The organism is Acetobacter malorum (assembly GCF_001580615.1).
GTDB classification, from domain to species: Bacteria; Pseudomonadota; Alphaproteobacteria; order Acetobacterales; family Acetobacteraceae; genus Acetobacter; species Acetobacter malorum.
On sequence record NZ_LHZC01000057.1, the window covers coordinates 46,803 to 64,709 of the forward strand.

A 17,907-nucleotide genomic window follows, 5' to 3' on the forward strand; every position below is an offset into this window, starting at 1 on the left:
GTGTGAAGGGGCAAATCCGTCTGCTCCCTTCAAAAACCTTGCCCCGAGCAAATGCTGACCAGCTCTCTGTGAGCCGGTCAGCGCATATTCGTTAGTAACGATACTGCCAGAGCAGGCCCACGCTACTGCCGGGATCATTTTCCGGCGTGGTAAAGCCGGTCACGTTGCCGCCGGTGCCCACTGTCGTGTTCAGTTTGAGGTGCTTAGTCAGGTCAACCTGCACCTGCGCCTGCGTGCCCGAGCCGGATGTGGCCTGCTTGGCCCCCACATAAACGCCGCGCATCACATACTTCCCGGCTTCCACCGTGGTTCCGCCATTGCCCACGCCTGACCCACCGCCAACGGCCAGACGGTCCAGCCCCAGCGTTTTGCGTATCGTGCCCATGGGGTCGAAAGACGTCACACCCGTCAACGTTGCCAGTGCGGTGCCAAGTTCCACCATCTGGGTGGACGACAGGGAATGCGCATCCGTGCCGAACAGCAGCATGGCCAGAACCTGATCCTGCGGCAGAGACGGAATGGACTCAAAGCTGATTTTTGGCGCACTGGCATACCCGCCGACTTTCAGCATCGCGGTTTCCCCGTTCACAGCGCGGTCGGCTTCAAAGTCCAGCGTGGGGTCCAGCTTATGGTCTACGCTGCTGCCGTTAAAGGCCACGCGGCCTTTGGTGAAGTTAAGGGAAATCCCCGCCAGATCGAAGTTTCCGCGCTTAAGGTCAAACCCACCGCTGACCTGCGGCGCAGAACTTGTGCCCTTAACCTTCAGTTTGCCCGCCATTTCGGCATCCAGACCATGCCCGCGCACAAAGAATTTGCCGGGTGATGTCAGGGTCAGATCAAGACCAATCACGCTTGCGCTGGCATTTGTCGTCGCAGCATCGGTCGGGGGCTTGTCTCCCGGACGTATCACATCCAGCCGCGCCACAGAGGATGGCAGAGAGTTGGGAATATTAACTTCCACTTTCCGCAGATCAACATTCCCCGCCACATCCATCCGGCCTGCGGCCTGACCTTTAATGGTCATGTCCGAATTCATGACAGCGGTAATAAGATCGCTGGAAATGGGGCGGGCATCACGCGCCACAAAATGGATATCCACTGGCAGCCCCGGAGCCAGCACGCCAACGGAGCCCGTCACGCCCATCGTGCCGTCACCAGCCTTGGCGGTCAGATTCTGAATGACAATGCTGTTGCCCTGCCCGACAATGCGCCCATTGATGGCAGACAGATGCACACCCTGCGCAAAGTCCTGAATATCCGCATTCTGCAGGTCCACCGTGCCGGTAATATGCGGGGCGGACATGGTGCCCTCCACCTGCAGGGCCAGCAGCACCTGCCCCAATGCCTGCCGGGCCTGCGCGCCCAGATAACCATTGGCAATTGCCAGATCCAGATGCCCGTTGGTGCGCAGATTAACCGGCCCCGTGCTTGTCAGCGGGGCGGTGCCAGCCAGACCAAGCGCGAGTTTAGACCCGGCATCAGCCTGCATCTTCACCTTGGCTGAGGTTCCGGCCAGATCCGCCGTGGCATCCAGATGCAATGGCGGCAGGGATGCCGCAGCCGAAGCCCCCTGCATCCGCAAGCCATTCCCCGTCAGATGCACCTGCCCCTGCGGCCGCTCCATGGTGCCGCTAACCTTGGCCTGCACAGCCAGCGTGCCCTGAGCCTGCAGATCCGGCATAAACGGACGCGCCAGTCCCGGTGTCAGGTTCCGCACATCCACCGTGGCCGCCAGCGTCGGCTTGATACGGCCAGCAATATCCGCTGTGGCCGGTTCGGCCCCCTGCGTGCCCAGTGTGACGCGCAGACGGTCAACGCCCATTGTCTCGCCAAACGAGATCAAGGCCGGAGCCTGCAAACGCAGGTTTTCCTGCTTGGCCGTCGCCGTCAGCTTTTGCAGTTTGACTTCTTTAGCGGGCAGATTGAGCAGAGCCGCCGTATCCAGCGCAAGCGGGCTGCCAGACCATGTTGCCGGGCCAATCTGCGCCGTCAGCGCCATGGCATTTTCCGGCCCTTTGGCTGTCACCCGCGCCTGCCCGGTCATGCCTGCTGCGGCCAGACCACCCAGCTTCAGGCTTAGATCCGCATCCGGATGTGCGGCCGGGTCCTTAACCGTGCCAGCCAGAGCGAGTGAGCCAATTTTGGCTTGCGGCATGGCCACATTGCCATCCAGCTTCAACGCCACCAGCGGCTTCTGATTAACCTGCGTGGTTTTGACGGAGGCCGCCAGCGCGCCGGAAATCGGCTGCCCAATCACATCTTTCAGGTCCGCCAGGCGCCCCACTTTCAGGTCCAGCGTACCCAGCGGCACCACCTCGCCCGTTGCAAGAGAGAGCGTCCCCTGCCCCTGCACGCTGTTCCAGGAAAGGTTTTTCAGATCAAGCTGCCTGCTGCCCTTCTCATCCTGCGCAAAAACAGCATTCAGCAGCAACGGCGCACGATTGACGGAGCCATGCGCATCCACGGTGCCCGCAGGGGCTGACGGCAGATGTTGCAGGGCCGCATCCAACACCACCGGACCACGCGGCATGGTGGCCGTGCCGGGGTCGCCCTCAAGATGCAGGTTGGCAGCAAAATCCTGCATTAACCCTTTGGCAGACAGCGCCAGCGTGACCCCACCGCGCAAAGACGGGAGAGCCTTGGCCAGATCAGGCAGCGCCAGCGTGGATGTAACATCCATATCCTGCCCGGTATTCACCCGGCCCTGCGCCTTCAGGTGCAGCGCCTGCCCATCCACCGTCAGGGACGCCAGATCAATCTGCTGCCCCGCAGACTGTGCCGCAGGCTGAGCAGTCTGGGCTTTCTGCTCACTCTTAACCGCAGAACCGGCCGGATTGGATGTAGAAGCAGACGTCTCTGGTGTCGCGGAGCCCGTCTGTTTGGGCGTGACAGAAGGCGCATGCGTTGATGCCGGCGCAGTTGCACTCGGAGCCGGAGCCGGAGCCGCATGCGGGCGCATGGTAGCAGCAAGTGCAAATGTGCCTTTCGGGCCAATCAGCCCTGCGGCTTGCGGCTGGCCGCCGGTAATGGCCAGCGTGCCATCCGCTTTCAGGTGCGTATCACCTTCCGTCTTAGCCGGCAGATCAAACTGCGCTGTAACCCCGGCATTCCCCTTGAGCGGCGTGCCTGCCGCCTGCCCAATAGGTCCCAGATCTGGCAAGCTGAGTGTCACGGTGCCGCGCTGGGGCGCTGCCGTCATGACAGAGCCTGTCAGATGCAGCAGCGGGTGCGAAATATCCAGCTCCAGCGGTTTGCCAGCGGGTTGCGGCGAGAGCTTTGCATCCAGCTGCACCGGCGCAGACGCCAGCAGATTGGGCGCTTTCCCCGGCAGACGCACACCGTCGGCCGTCATGACAAGATGCAACAGATCCGGCACACCGGCCTGCCCATTCTGGCCCGTGAACGTCGCTTTCAAGGTGCCCACAGCCGCCCCGGCGGCGGCCAGTCTGTCTACCTGAAGCTGCGCCGTGCCATCCGGCGCGGTCATTTTCCCTTTAAGCTGGGCAACCAGATGAATGGCATCCCAGCCGATATCCGGCGTCAGCGCGAGTTGCGGGGAATCAAACTGCGCGGACAACCGCGCCATGTCTCCGGCCAGCAAATTCAGCTCGCCATCCGCTTTAGCCTTCACCGGCCCGGCAGAGGCCGAAAAACCCAGCACAGCCGCGTTCGTCGGGCCTTTAATGTCCAGCGCGAGAGACAGCGGTGTGAGTTGCGGCATTTTCAGCTTAGCCGCAGCAAAGCCATCCTGCCCTTCCTGTGCATCCAGATGCAGGCCCAGCTTGCCGCCACCGGTCGTGGTCGTCAGATCAATCTGACCACTGGCATCCAGCCGTTTGACGTGCAGGGCAATGTCGGATTTCGGCAGTGTGGGCAGGCTTAACCCGTCAATCACCGGGTCAATGGAAGACAGGCTCCCATGCCCGGCCAGAGAGAAACTGGCCGGAACACCGGCCAGTGGCGCGCCCACATTAATACGCTGCACAGCCAGCGTGCGGATATCAACGCTCAGCCCCAGTTTGGACTTTGAGGTCGAGGCCGGAGCCGCAGGCGCTGCATTAGGGTCAGACACCGGCAGACGCGGAATATTCAGTTCATCCGCCTTCAGGGTGTAAATGCGGGCGGTGCGCCACACCATGCTCAGCGGAGACCAGTTGAGGTCAACATTCCGCAGGGAAAGCCAGACACCGTCCTTGTCATGCAGGGCAATAGAATCCAGATGGAAATTATCCGGGAACCGGCCAGACATCCCGGCAAGTGTCACGGTGCCGCCCGTCAGCGCCGTTGTCTGCTTAATCAGCAATCCCCGGCCCGGGCCGGTGTTGGCACCCACCAGAATGGCGCCCACCGCCAGAACGGCAACGCCCGTCAGCACACCAGCGGACAAGCCAATAACACGCCCGGCGCGACGGAGGACCGAGCGGCGCGGGGCAGGATTTGCCTCGTTAAACTCAGCCATCAGAACGTTTCCCCAAGACCGATATACAAATCCCACTTATCGCCGCGATAAGCGCGGTTCAGCGGCACGGCCACGTCCACACGCACCGGCCCGATGGGGGTATAATAACGCACGCCACCGCCAGCACCCACGCGCAACGTGCCCGTAAAGGGCATGCTACTGCTGCCCACCTGCCCGGCATCCACAAACCCGGCCATGCCAAAGCTTTTGAACAGCCTCTGCCGGTATTCGATGGACCCGGCATCCAGCGATGTTCCCCCAATAGCGTACCGCGTACGCCCATATTGCGGCCCCACACCCTGCCAGCGATAGCCTCGCACCGTAGCACTCCCACCCGCATACATGCGCTGGTCAGGCGGGATATCGTAAGTCGATGCACCCTGAATGCTGCCAATCATTCCGCGCAGCGCAATAATGCTGCGCCCCGGCTTGCTGATACCCAGATGGTGGAGGTCAAAATAGGTCGAGGCTGAGGCATTCAGGATAGCGAAAAAGGACGTGCCGCTCCCCTTATTCCCCAGCGAGACAGACGGCGTGGCGTTAATACTGGCGCGGACACCATGCAGAGCCGGTTCAATCGGGTTGCCCACGCCCGTATTATCAAACGTCGCGCCCAGTGGGGCGGAGACAATGGTGTAATCCCGGCTCACGTTGAACTGTTCGATATTTTCCTGTTCCGCAGCCAGCCCGAAATTAATGTTCCAGTGCTTATCAATCCGGCGGGTAATCCCGGCGTTTACCAGAAACGCCGTCTGGCGATAGGACCAGAACAACTGGCGCAGCGCTTCAACGCGCACGCTCAGGTTCTGGTTACGGCTGTAAAAATCAGGCTTCATGAAATCCGCATACACATCATACCCCAGCCCCTGCTGGGCAGAACCACCAAGGCCGGTAATCAGAGCCGTCAGCTTCAGGCGCTCGGCATTGCCCAGAATGTTGTAGTGCGTCCACGTCGCACCCACACGGGCGCCAAGATCTGTTGAATACCCGGCCTCGGCCCCCACGGACCGCCGCTTGGCTTCCTTCAGCGTGAAGTCCAGCGGCATGGTGCCGTTGACCGGCTTAGTAGAGCCGTCCTTGACCCCCACGTTGGAAAACACACCCAGCGCGCTCAGGTCCTGCCGGGCGGCTTCAATTTTGGAGGGCTGATACAGTTCCCCTTCCTTCACCGTCAGCCTGCGCCGCACAAAGGGTTCACGCACGCGCTGCAAGCCATCCACATCAATCTTGCCAATATTGAGCACCGGCCCGGCTGAGGCCGGATAGACAATATCGAGCGTATGCGTGTGTGGCTGAAGGTACGCGCGCGGCTTATCCACCTGCGCCAGCGCATGGCCTTCTTCCCGCCAGACATCCAGCAGGCTCCCGCCACTGCCCAGCACATCCTGCGCCACAGCATCCTGCCCGGTTTTCAGGTTAAAAGCCGTCTGCTGCGCCTGTGTCAGCTCAACGGGGGTGTTGGTTTTCGGGTCCACGACCTTGACCGACCCAAGGTGATAAAGCGGCCCCCTCTGCACCTTGATCTCAGCGGTCACTTTTTCCCCTGCGGGAACGCCCGTCAGCCAATCGGACAGAGCCGGAGCCATTCCGTCGACCGTGACGGAATCTTTCCCCTTTGCCCGATGCAGGGAAATCTGCACCGTGCCTTCGTAATAGCCGTAACTCTCCAGCGCGGAACGCAGGCGGTCATATTCACTACGCACCCGACCGGCTAGCGCAAATGGCCCCACGGCATGCGTCGCCTGCAGGCTGAGCAGATCGGAGGAGGATTTCAGGGCGGCATCAAGATCTGCCTGCCCGGTGCCTGCCAGCTGGGTCACATAAGGCTGCGGGTCCGCCGCCCAGGCGCAGCCTGCTGCCGCACCCCATAACGTCACACCCGTCATCACACGATTCGCTGTCAGCACGAGGCCTTCCAGAACGCCTTTACTGCTCACCTGCACGCACCTCTGCTCTCACCGCCTGTCTCACTCCCTCGCCTCACGCCTCGCGCATCCCGCCTTTTCATGATCACGGCCTGCGTCATGCCGCATCACCATGACGAAAATGAGATCATTTTCAGGCCTTATGGATTTCTCTGCCCCATAGTCCCTTGTGCCATCTTGCAGGCATCTTGCGAAGCACGATTGTCCGAGTGCATCAGTTCGCGTTATGAGAGCCTATGATTTGCCATTCCCGCCGCAAACCCAGCCCCTGCCCGAGCAAGGCAGACCCAAGATCATGAAGCGTGCCTCCCCCGCTCAGACGCGGTTTTCCGAGACATCCGCCCCGCCGGGACGTGACATGCTGTCACCCCTGCCGTCATGGGTAGAAAAGTGGTGTCAGGTCAGCAGTCAGGTGCAAGGCGGCCTGCGGCTGGGGGCCATTACCCTGTGGGTTCCGCTCTCCGTCGGGTTTGAAGCCTGCCTGCTGCTGGTGCCCGGCACCGTCAAAATCCGCTGGACGCGCGTCATCTGGGGCGTGCTGTGCAAGCTGCTGGGCCTGCGCATCCGCGTTATCGGTAAGCGCGCCGGCACTGTGGGTGGTGCGCGCGCCCGGGCTCGGGGGGAACGCCCCGTCATTTATATTTCCAACCATTCCTCATGGCTGGATGTGCTGGTGCTGGGCACGTTGCTGCCATCTGTTTTTGTGGCCAAGGGCGATATCGAAAAATGGCCCATCATGGGGCTGGTCTCCAAAATTGGCCGAACCATTTTTGTCAGCCGCCAGCGCAGCACCACCGGGCGTGAGCGTGACCTGATGATCCGCCGCATGGTGGACGGCGACAATCTGGTTCTCTTCCCGGAGGGCACCTCATCCGACGGCTCCCGCGTGCTGCCGTTCATGTCCGCCTTCTTTGCCATCGCCAAGCTGCCCCGGCTGCGCAATGGCGAGAAAAGCCTGCTGCCCATTACCTATGCCCCCGGCATGTCCCCCATCATTCAGCCGGTTTCCGTGGTGTATGATGAGCTGGAGGGCCTGCCCGTCTCCCGCCTGCGCCGCCCGGTTTTTGCGTGGTATGGCGATATGGATCTCGGCCCGCACCTGTGGCAGCTCGTGCAGTGGCACAAGTCCCGCGCCACCGTTGTTCTGCATGAACCGCTGGACCCGGAACTCTTCCCCAGCCGGAAAGCTCTGGCACAGGCGGCCTGGAATTCCGTAGCGCGCGGCGCGGCCGATTTGCGACAGAACCTGGACCCGGTTCCCCAGCCCGGCCGATGCGAGCCGTCGGAAATTCCCTACAACAAACCGCGCGTCATAAAACGGCTGCTTGACAGACTGCCCCCACGTTTTGCTTCATACCTGAAGATCCGGTGAGGACCCCTTTTCATGGCGCATTACCCCTCCGTTTGCGGAAAAGACTCTTGACCTCTGGCCTCACTGGCCCGATTTCCTCCCCCTGCCGTATGGAATGGGCCTGCGGCGTGCCGGAGCCCCTGCTGTCATGACTGGACTTCCTTCTTCTTCCACCGCCCCGCGCGGCCTGCATGTCATCACATGGGGCTGCCAGATGAACGTGTATGACAGCGCACGGATGAGCGACGTGCTGCGTCCGCTCGGCTACCAGCCGGTGGACACCCCGGACGCTGCCGACATGATCATCCTCAACACCTGCCATATTCGGGACCGTGCGGCGGAAAAGGTCTTCTCCGAACTCGGGCGGCTGAGGAAGATCAAGGAAGCGCGCGAAACCGCCGGCCAGCCGACCATTATTGCCGTTGCAGGCTGCGTGGCTCAGGCGGAGGGGCAGGAAATTCTGGCCCGTGCGCCGTATGTGGATATCGTGCTCGGCCCGCAGACCTACCATCGCCTGCCGGAAATGGTGGCCCGCGCCGCCCGCGCTGGTGGCGCGGTGATTGAGACGGATTTCCCGGCAGAGCAGAAGTTTGACTTCCTGCCAGACACCGCAGCACCGCAGACCCCCGGCAACCTCACCGCGTTCCTCACCATTCAGGAAGGGTGTGACAAGTTCTGTTCCTTCTGTGTGGTGCCCTACACACGCGGCGCGGAAGTCAGCCGCTCTGTCATCTCCGTTCTGGCGGAAGCACGCCGGATGGTGGAAAGCGGCGTGCAGGACATCAGCCTGCTGGGCCAGAATGTGAACGCCTATCACGGCACCGGCCCGGACGGAGAGGTCTGGGATCTGGCGCGTCTGGCGTACGCACTGGCGGCCATCCCCGGCCTGAACCGCATTCGCTACGCCACATCCCACCCGCGCGATATGGATGATGCCCTGATTGCCGCGCACCGGGATCTGCCGGAACTCATGCCCTACCTGCACCTGCCCGTGCAGTCCGGCTCCGACAAAATTCTGCGCGCCATGAACCGCGGCCACACGGCAGATGACTACCGGGAGATTGTCCGCAAACTGCATGCGGCACGGCCAGACCTCGCCCTGTCGTCTGACTTCATTGTCGGCCATCCGGGTGAAACGGATGAGGATTTTGAGGCCACGATGCAACTGGTGCGGGATGTCACCTTCGCGCAGGCCTATTCCTTCAAATACTCCCAGCGCCCCGGAACTCCGGCAGCCGGTGCCCCGTTGCAGGTACCAGAGGATGTGAAAGACGCGCGCCTGCAAGCCTTGCAGGCCTTGCTGCGGGAACAGCAGGATGCTTTCAATCAGTCTCTGGTCGGGCAGACGGTGCCGGTTCTGTTCACGTCAGAAGGGCGCAAGCCGGGGCAGATTTCCGGACGCTCCCCCTGGCTCCAGCCCGTGCACGTCACCGGCTCGCCTGATCTGATTGGCCGGGAAGTGCCCGTACGCATTACCGAACGCCTGACCAACTCTCTGAACGGTATTCTGGAAGAGGAGAAAGTTTACGCTTGAGCACCATAGTCCAGCCCTTTCCCTCCGCTCCCTCTCTCTCTGGCGGCACGGCTCCGGAAAAACCGGTAACCCTGCTGTTTGAAGACAACACACTGCTGGCCCGACTGGTGGGAGACCATGATCGCAATCTGCGACATCTGGAGGAAGGGCTGGATGTACAGGTCGCCCACCGCGGGAACCGGATCTCCATCAAGGGCACGCCGGAGCATGTTGCTCTGGCCCGCACAACGCTCAGCACACTTTACCAGAAACTGGCCGCCGGGGGCGTGGTGGATGTCAGCATGATTGAAGCTGTTATCCGCATGACCCAACTGCGCGAAAGCACAAGGCACACCGATATGCAGCGTTCAGGCTCTGAGACCGAGACAACCGCCCCCGCACCCCGCTCTGAGGCCACGCCGACCCTCCCTGCCCTGAAAATGCGCCATGGCGTGATTGAACCCCGCTCCCCCGGGCAGGCGGCCTATATGCAGGCGCTGGCAAAAAAGGAGATGGTATTCGGCATTGGCCCCGCAGGCACCGGCAAAACCTATCTGGCCGTGGCGCAGGCTGTGGCCATGTTGCAGGCGGGCTCGGTGGACCGGATCATCCTCTCCCGCCCGGCCGTGGAAGCAGGCGAACGCCTTGGCTTTCTGCCCGGAGACATGAAGGACAAGATCGACCCGTACCTCCGCCCGCTTTACGACGCCCTGCACGATATGCTGCCGGGTGATCAGGTCGTGCGGCGGATGGCGGCGGGCGATATTGAGGTCGCCCCGCTGGCCTTTATGCGCGGGCGGACCCTCTCCCACGCGTTCGTCATTCTGGACGAAGCCCAGAACACCACCATCGCACAGATGAAGATGTTCCTGACCCGCCTCGGGCCGGGGTCACGCATGGTGGTTACAGGAGACCTCACCCAGATCGACCTGCCTCCGGGCACGACATCCGGGCTGAAGGACGCTCTGGAAACGCTGGAAAATGTGCGCGGTATCAGCATCACACAGTTTGACGCGGCAGATGTCGTACGTCACAGACTGGTCGCGCGCATTGTGGAAGCGTATGATGCAAGGACGACGGCTCTCAGGGGATCGCCCCGTAACAATCGCCGTCAGGAGAACAATGGAACCGCCAAGTAGCACAAGCCACGTTCACGAAAGGAATGTGGCTGGCCCGGAAAGTCTTGCCGCTGCAGGGTTTTTCCCATCATGCGCGTTTGAAGAAACGCCTGAAATTCTGATAGAGGACCGGCGGTGGCACTGCTATGTGCCCCGCCCGGAACACCTGATACGGCGTGCACTGGCCGCCTGTGAAGGCTATGGCCGGCAGCCCGGCAGCGTTGTGCTCTCAACAGACCGCGTTGTGCGTGTCCTCAACGGGCAGCATCGCGGCAAGCACCGCCCCACCAATGTCCTGACATTTGACCCGCCCCCCGGCATTCCCGGCGGGGACGTCATTCTCGCGCTGGAAACCGTGCTGCGGGAGGCCCGTCAGTCAGGCAAGTCCGTCAGCCATCATCTGGCGCATCTGATCGTTCATGGCAGCCTGCATCTGGCTGGGTATGATCATCATCAGGCGGGAGAAGCCCGCGAAATGGAAATGCTGGAAGCACGCCTGCTCTCCCGGCTGCATATTCCCAATCCATGGAAGCCACGGGCATGAGCGAGCACGAGTCCACACGGTCTGAGGGACAGGACACACCCGGTCGTAACAGCCTGTTCTCCTTTTTCAGCCGTAAGAAGCAGGCCCCCGGCCTGCGCAGCTCCATTGCCGCCCTTGTCCAGCAGGCCGCCAACGAGTCGGAAACGCCGGAAGGCGAAAAACCGGAGCTGGACCGGCAGGAGCGCGTGCTGATTGCCAACATCCTGCGCCTGCGGAACATCTCGGCGGATGACGTGATGATCCCGCGCCCGGATATTGTCGCCATGCCGGTCTCCATCAGTCTGGATGATGCACTGGCCATGATGCGGCGGGAAAACCACTCCCGCATGCCGGTCTATCGCAACCAGCTGGATGATATTGTGGGCATGATCCATGTGAAGGATCTCATCGCCTACGTTGGCACCAGCGAGGCGTTCAATATCGAACCCCTGCTCCGCCAGCCGCTGATGATTGCCCCGCAGATCCCGGTGATGGACCTGATGCTGCAAATGCGCCTGCGGCAGACACATCTGGCGCTGGTGATTGATGAATATGGCGGTGTGGACGGTCTGGTCACCATTGAGGATCTGATTGAAACCATCGTCGGCGATATTTCCGACGAGCATGATGAACCCGCCGTGACCATGATTACGGAACGTCCTGACGGCACGTATGACGTGGATGCCCGCTGCCCGGTGCAGGAATTTGAGCAACGGATTGGCGCGATTCTCACAGCTTCTGAAAAGGAAGCGGAAATCGAGACCATCGGCGGTCTGGTATTCCGCATGGCGGGCCACGTGCCAGCCCGTGGGGAAGTGCTGACGCACGAAAACGGCTATGTTTTCCGGGTCCTTGATGCCGATGCCCGACATATCCGCCGGGTGCGCGTCCGCAAACTGCCAAATGCCGCAGAACCCACGCCCAGCGAGGGTGAGCGCGGTGATGAGACCCCGCGTACAGCTTGACGGAAAGACCGTTCTGCCGTCATCCCTAATTCTCTGATCTGTTCAACCAGTAATGAAGCCAGGATTTCCGATGTCCTTTTCCCGCCGCTCACTCCTTGTCACCGCTGGCACGGCTCTGGCCGCAACGGCAACGCATGGCCTGGCTTTTGCCGATACGGCTCCCGCAGCAGACCCGCGTATGACGACGCGTGAACTGGGTGATCCGAACGCAAAAATTGTTGTGGAAGAATGGTTCTCCCTCACCTGCATTCATTGCGCCCATTTTTCCGAGAACACCTTCCCGCTGGTAAAGAAGAACCTGATCGACACCGGGAAAATCCGCTACGTTTTCCATGACTTCCCGACCGACCAGCTGGCAACCGTGGCCGCCATGGTTGCCCGCACCCTGCCGCCGGAACGCTATGAACCCTTCACCGCGTCCCTGCTCGCCAGCCTCGACCGCTGGGCCTACATCAAGGACAGCAGCCCGCTGGAAGCCCTGAAGAAAATGGCCGCCTTTGCCGGTATGCCGGGCGATGTGTTCGACAAGACGGTGGCTGACCAGCAGATGATGCAGTTCATCCTGTCTCAGCAGACGGAAGCACAGAACAAATATCATTTCGATTCCACGCCGACCTTCCGCTTCAACAACAAAATTCAGCTGTCGAATGACATGACGTACGAAGCCTTCGCCAAAAACGTGGCAGACGCCAGCTGAAGCACTCTTCCCCCTCTCTCCTGCAGTAAGTCCGTTTCTGCATGACCGTTCGTTTTGTCCGTTTGCGGATTGTCGGGTTCAAAAGCTTTGCTGAACCCGTCACCGTAGAAATCCTCCCCGGTCTGACCGGCATTGTGGGGCCTAACGGTTGCGGCAAATCCAACGTGGTGGAAGCACTGCGCTGGGTGATGGGGGAATCCTCCGCGCGCTCTCTGCGCGGCGGAGAAATGGATGATCTGATTTTTGCGGGTACGGCAGGCCGCCCCGCCCGCTCTCTGGCGGAAGTCACCGTCACGCTGGAAGGCACGCAGGGCCGTGGCCCCGCCGCCTTTGCCGATCAGGACGAACTCCAGATTACCCGCCGGGCCGAACGCGGCTCCGGCAGTGAATACCGCATTAACGGCAAACCCGCCCGCGCGCGTGATGTGCAGACTTTGTTTGCCGATCTGGCCTCCGGTGCCCGCTCTTCCGCCATGGTCAGCCAAGGCCGCGTGGCTATGCTGGTGGGTGCCCGGCCGGAAGAACGTCGCTCCATTCTGGAAGAAGCCGCAGGCATTACCGGCCTGCACGCCCGCCGGCACGAGGCCGAACTCAAGCTCCGCGCGACCGAAAACAATCTGACCCGCGCAGAAGACCTCCGTCAGCAGCTGGAAGCCCGGCTGGGTGGTCTGGCCGAACAGTCCCGCGAGGCCAGCCGCTACCGGGAACTCTCCTCCGCCCTGCGCGAAACAGAAACCGAATTGCTGGCCGTACTGCATGCCCGCGCCCGGCAGGCTGTTGAACGCGCTATCGATACTGCCGCCCGCGCCCGCCATGCCCTGACAGAGCATGAAGAGGCCGCAGAAAGCGCGGTGGTTGCGGAATTTGAAGCCAACCAGAAACTCCCCGCCATCCGCGCCCGTGCGGATGAAGCCCGCACCGTGCTGGAACGCTGCCGCGTAACGGCGGAAGGCGTGACGCGGGAAGAAGAACGCGCCGCCGCACAGGCTAAAAGTGCCACAGACCGCCTCCATCAGCATGAGGCCGACACCGCTGCCGCCCAGACCCGCGTGGAGGATGCCACCAAGACGCTGGAGCGCCTGAATGCGGAAAAGGCCGAGGCCGAAGAGGCTGAGGCCTCGCTCCCGCAACGGACGGCAGACGCACAAACCCGGCAGAAAGAGCTGACCGAAGCGCTGACGGAAAGCGAGCGCACCCTCGCCCAGCAGACCGAAACACTGGCCGCCGCCCGCGCCCGCAAGCAGCGCGCGACGGAAGATCTGGACGCCGCCACAACCTCGCTAACCCGTGCATCAGACGCCGTTTTCACCCTTCAGGCCGAACTGAGCGCCCTGCAGGAACGCCTGCCGTCTGATGAAAGCATGGAAGCCGCCGTCAAAGCCGTGCAGGACGCCCGTGCAGCACAGGCTGCCGCCCGCACGGCTTTTGAGGACGCGGACCGCGCCCGTTCCGAATCCAGCGTGGCCCTCTCCATCGCCCGGAACGACGCAGAAAATGCCCGCCAGACACAGGCTGAAACCCGCAAAGCGCTGGAACGCAGCCGTGCTAAACTTAACACCCTGCGGTCCGATCTGGCGCAACTGGAAAAACGCCATGCCGACACGCAAGGCGCCTTGCTGGAAGATGCGGCTCTTCAGGCTCTGAGAGACAAGGCCGCCCAAGCCACCACATCCCACCAGACCGCAGCCCGTACACTGGAAGAGGCCGAAGCCACCCGGCGCGAGACCTCAGCCGCCCTTACGCAGGCCAGCCGCAATTTTCAGGAACATGAAAGCCACCGTAAGACGGTAGAAGCCGCCTGCTCTGCGGCTCAGACCGCCCTGCACCGCGCCCGTCAGGAAGAAGAAACCCTGACAAAAGGGCTGCAACAGGCGCAGGCAGATGCCCTTCCGGACGACACACTCAAAGCCGCCCAGACCGCCCGCGCCACGCAGGAAGATAAGCTGCGCACCGTCACAGATGCGCTCAGTCAGGCTGAAGCCGCCCTCACAGACCTCAAAACCCGCCATAACGACGCCCTGACCCGCCAGAACACCCTGCGCACGGAACTCACCCGCTTGCAGGCTCAGGCGGAAGGTCTGGCGCAGGCACTGGGAACGGACGCCACAGGCTCGGACGAACCCGTCTCCGCCCGCATGGAAATCCCGGAAGGGTATGAGGCCGCTCTGGCCGCCGCTCTCTCGGAAGGGCTGGATGCCCCGGTGGCAGAGAACGCCGCGCGCGGCTGGCACGTTCTCCCCGCATCCGGTGATCTGCCCGCCCTGCCCGGTGGCGCGGTGCCCCTCAAGGCGCATATCAAAGCCCCGGAAGCGCTGGACCGCGTGCTGGCCTGCATCGGCCTGCTGCCGGACGGTGTGGATGGTCGCCCCTTACAGGCCGCTCTCAAGCCGGGGCAAAGCCTCGTCTCCCGCAAGGGCGACCTCTGGCGCTGGGATGGGTTTTATACCCGTGCGGGCGAGCCGGACGCCGCAACCCGCCGCCTTGGCCAGCGCCGGATTCTGAAAGAAACAGAACAGCGGATTGCAACGCTTCAGGAAGACGCCCCGGAAGCGGAACACGCGGTCACCGAAGCCACCCGTGCCCTGCGGGAAATGGAGCAGCAGGCGGCAGACCAGCGGACCCAGCGCGCAAAGCTGGAACAGGCTCTGCAACAGGCCCGCACGCAGGAGGCAGACCTTGAGCGCCGCCATGCAGCCTCTCGCGCCCGGCTGGACGGCCTGCGCCCGCAGCAGGAACGCGCCGTCGCGGCCAGAGAGGATGCGGACACTGCCCTGACTGCCGCCACAACAGCGCGCGATGCCCTGCCGCAGACGGAAGCCCTGAAAATGGCACTGGATCAGGCGCGCCAGAAAGACACCGCCGCCCAGCAAGCCGAACAACAGGCCCGCACAGCCCTGAAAATGGCGGAACAGCAACTCCGCTCCGCGCAGGATACCCTCACCCGCGCGGAAAACCAGCAGGCAACCGCCAGTGCCAGGCTGGAAACCCTTCTGCCAGAACGCGACCGCCTGCGGCAGGACGTTGCCGCAGAAGAAAGCGCCCTCACTGATCTGGAAAGCCGTCGGGCTGCCGGACAGGCGGACAAGCAGATTGAAGAGGTTCTGCAAGCCGCCCAAACCCGGCAGACCGAAGCCGAGGCCGCCTGCCGCACGGCAGAACAGGCGGCTGTGCGTGCTGAAAGCGCCGCACAAACGGCAGCACAACAGCACCAGAAACTGCAGGAACTCTCGCTCGAACTCCGCTCCCGTCTGGCGGCTCTCTCCCCACGTCTGGAAACGCTTCAGGCAGAACAGGCTGAAGCCGAAGAGCGCAAAACCCGCGCCAGCACCGCACTGCAAGAAGCCTCTGCCGCTCTGCCGGAAAGCGGTGAAGAAGAGCTCGCCACCCTGCGGGAGAAGCGCAGCGCCTTAACAACAGAACTGGAACAGGTGCGCGAACTCCGGGCCGCCCTGCAGGCAGAAAAAGCCACGCTGGCCAGCAAACAGGCCTCTCTGACCGCTGCCGTGCAGGACTGGACAGCCCGCGCAGAAGCCGCCCGGACGGACCTGACCCACGCGCAAGCACGGCTGGAAGCCGCCCGCACGGAACATCAGACCGTCTCGGAACTGCCGGCAGAAGCCGAGCGGCTGAAAAAGAACACGCTTCAGGCTTTGACCGAGGCAGAAACAACCTACGCCGAAGCCGACAAAGCCCGCGCCGAGGCCGAAGCCGCTCTGGCGGACGCCAATGAGCAGCGCCGTAAAACGGAAGCACAGCTCACCGCCGCGCGGGAAAACCTGCTGAAAGCCGAAGCCCGCAGTGAGCAGGCACAGGCTATTCTCGACCAGCTTCTGGTGGAAACCCCAGCTCCGCCGCGCCCACCCACCGGAGACCTGACAGAAGCCGCAGAAAGCGCCCTCCGCCGCAAGATCTCCCGCCTGACGCGGGAGCGCGAAGAGATGGGGCCGGTCAACCTGCGTGCTGAAATTGAGGCTGAGGAAGCCTCTGGCCAGGCCAACACGCTGGCTGCGGAAATTGCCGACCTTGAGGCCGCCATTGCCCGCCTGCGTGGCTCCATCGGCTCGCTGAACAAGGAAGGGCGGGAACGCCTGATGGCCGTGTTCACGCAGGTGGACCAGCATTTCCAGTCCCTCTTCTCCCGCATGTTTGGCGGCGGCCGGGCGCATCTGGGCCTTGTGGGCAGTGATGATCCGCTGGAAGCCGGGCTGGAAATCTATGCTCAGCCACCGGGCAAAAAGCTGGCCACCCTCTCGCTGCTTTCGGGAGGTGAACAGGCTTTAACGGCTCTTTCATTGATTTTTGCAGTGTTTCGCTGTAATCCGGCCCCCGTTTGTGTGCTCGACGAGGTTGACGCACCGCTTGATGATGCCAACGTTGGACGTTTCAGTTCCCTGTTAGGGGACATGGTCACAGAAGCAGGAACCCGTTTTCTGGTTGTTACTCACCATCAACTGACAATGGCGCATATGGACCATCTCTTTGGCGTAACCATGCAGGAGCGCGGCGTCAGCCGTGTTCTGTCAGTTGACCTTGCTCGCGCCGCCGCCATGGCTGGGCAACAGGACTAGGGATAAAAGACAGATGCCGCATCCTGATACGACATCAGACAAACCCTGCAAATCCACAGGGAGTCCCCTCAAACGCTGCCTTGGCAAAGGTATTGTTGCTGTTGGTGTGTGCATGCTGGCCTGTGCCGGCGTCGTTCTGCATCACTCCAAAGCCTATGGGCTTATGGCCCGCATCCATCATGGTCTGATTATCTGCACACCCGGCACCGGGCTGAGCATGACGTCAGCCTCCGCAGGCCTGCCACACCAGAACAGCCCCGGCATGCTGCGGCTGGAACTGGCCTCTCAGGAAGATGGACGGGTGATTGTTGTGCCCGGCTCTAACCCGCTGAACGAGGTTCTGGCCTCATCCCGCCGTGCGCATACACTGCTGATGCTGGATCTGAACGACACCAATCCGGCAGATGTCGCCATGCTGGTGCGCAAAGCCAGAATGCGGGACCGTGTGGTGCTGGTGCCGTCCAGCAAGGAAACCACGCAGGTCGCCCTGCAGGCAGACCCATCCATGATGGTTGCCATTCCCGTTCATTCAACGCGGGAAGCCTATGCGGCTCACCGTATGGCAGGGCATCATCCTTACGCGGCGTATCTCTCTCCCACCGCAGCACCGGACCTGTTCACGCTGGTGCACCGGGACGCGGAAGCCGTGATTACGGAAAACCCGATCACGACAACCTTCTCGGCCGATGAGTTTCTGGCCGACCGCCCGGTAGATATTGTCGTCACGCCGCAGCCCACGCAGCTGTCCCAGACGCTCGCCCGGGACAGCTAATCAGGCTGCCGCCTTC

General features: G+C 62.2%; 10 protein-coding genes. 8 read left to right on the forward strand and 2 right to left on the reverse strand.

The window, feature by feature from the left end:
• Nucleotides 1-91: 91 nt before the first annotated feature.
• Both AD930_RS15815 and AD930_RS15820 read right to left on the reverse strand, forming a co-directional pair.
• Nucleotides 92-4,459, reverse strand: coding sequence for a translocation/assembly module TamB domain-containing protein (locus AD930_RS15815; protein ID WP_061507028.1), 4,368 nt, complete (start codon nt 4,457-4,459; stop codon nt 92-94).
• A complete protein-coding gene (locus AD930_RS15820) occupies nt 4,459-6,345 on the reverse strand; it encodes an autotransporter assembly complex protein TamA (protein ID WP_061507163.1) in 1,887 nt (628 codons plus the stop codon). The genes AD930_RS15815 and AD930_RS15820 overlap by 1 nt, the downstream gene beginning before the upstream one ends.
• A 334-nt stretch (nt 6,346-6,679) precedes the next feature.
• Here AD930_RS15820 and AD930_RS15825 point away from each other — a divergent pair, with 334 nt between their 5' ends.
• The 8 genes from AD930_RS15825 to AD930_RS15860 all read left to right on the forward strand — a co-directional run bounded on the left by AD930_RS15825 (nt 6,680) and on the right by AD930_RS15860 (nt 17,891).
• Nucleotides 6,680-7,756, forward strand: coding sequence for a lysophospholipid acyltransferase family protein (locus AD930_RS15825; RefSeq protein WP_061507029.1), 1,077 nt, complete (start codon nt 6,680-6,682; stop codon nt 7,754-7,756).
• Between the two features lie 94 nt (nt 7,757-7,850).
• Entirely contained in the window at nt 7,851-9,269 is a 1,419-nt protein-coding gene (gene miaB, locus AD930_RS15830; RefSeq protein WP_082781953.1) for a tRNA (N6-isopentenyl adenosine(37)-C2)-methylthiotransferase MiaB, read from the forward strand.
• Nucleotides 9,270-9,340: 71 nt separating this feature from the next.
• Nucleotides 9,341-10,387, forward strand: coding sequence for a PhoH family protein (locus AD930_RS15835; protein ID WP_231867428.1), 1,047 nt, complete (start codon nt 9,341-9,343; stop codon nt 10,385-10,387).
• Nucleotides 10,371-10,910: an rRNA maturation RNase YbeY gene (gene ybeY / locus AD930_RS15840; protein WP_043552451.1), complete on the forward strand. Its 540-nt coding sequence runs from the start codon at nt 10,371-10,373 to the stop codon at nt 10,908-10,910. The genes AD930_RS15835 and ybeY overlap by 17 nt, the downstream gene beginning before the upstream one ends.
• Nucleotides 10,907-11,854, forward strand: coding sequence for a hemolysin family protein (locus AD930_RS15845; RefSeq protein WP_061507164.1), 948 nt, complete (start codon nt 10,907-10,909; stop codon nt 11,852-11,854). Before ybeY ends, AD930_RS15845 begins: the two co-directional genes overlap by 4 nt.
• 70 nt (nt 11,855-11,924) lie before the next feature.
• Complete coding sequence (locus tag AD930_RS15850; RefSeq protein WP_043552449.1) at nt 11,925-12,551, forward strand: thioredoxin domain-containing protein; 627 nt, start codon at nt 11,925-11,927, stop codon at nt 12,549-12,551.
• 41 nt (nt 12,552-12,592) lie between these two features.
• On the forward strand, nt 12,593-17,119 hold the full coding sequence (locus AD930_RS15855; protein ID WP_061507031.1) for an AAA family ATPase: 4,527 nt from the start codon (nt 12,593-12,595) through the stop codon (nt 17,117-17,119).
• A 13-nt stretch (nt 17,120-17,132) separates the two neighbouring features.
• Entirely contained in the window at nt 17,133-17,891 is a 759-nt protein-coding gene (locus AD930_RS15860; protein WP_061507032.1) for a hypothetical protein, read from the forward strand.
• Nucleotides 17,892-17,907 lie beyond the last annotated feature (16 nt).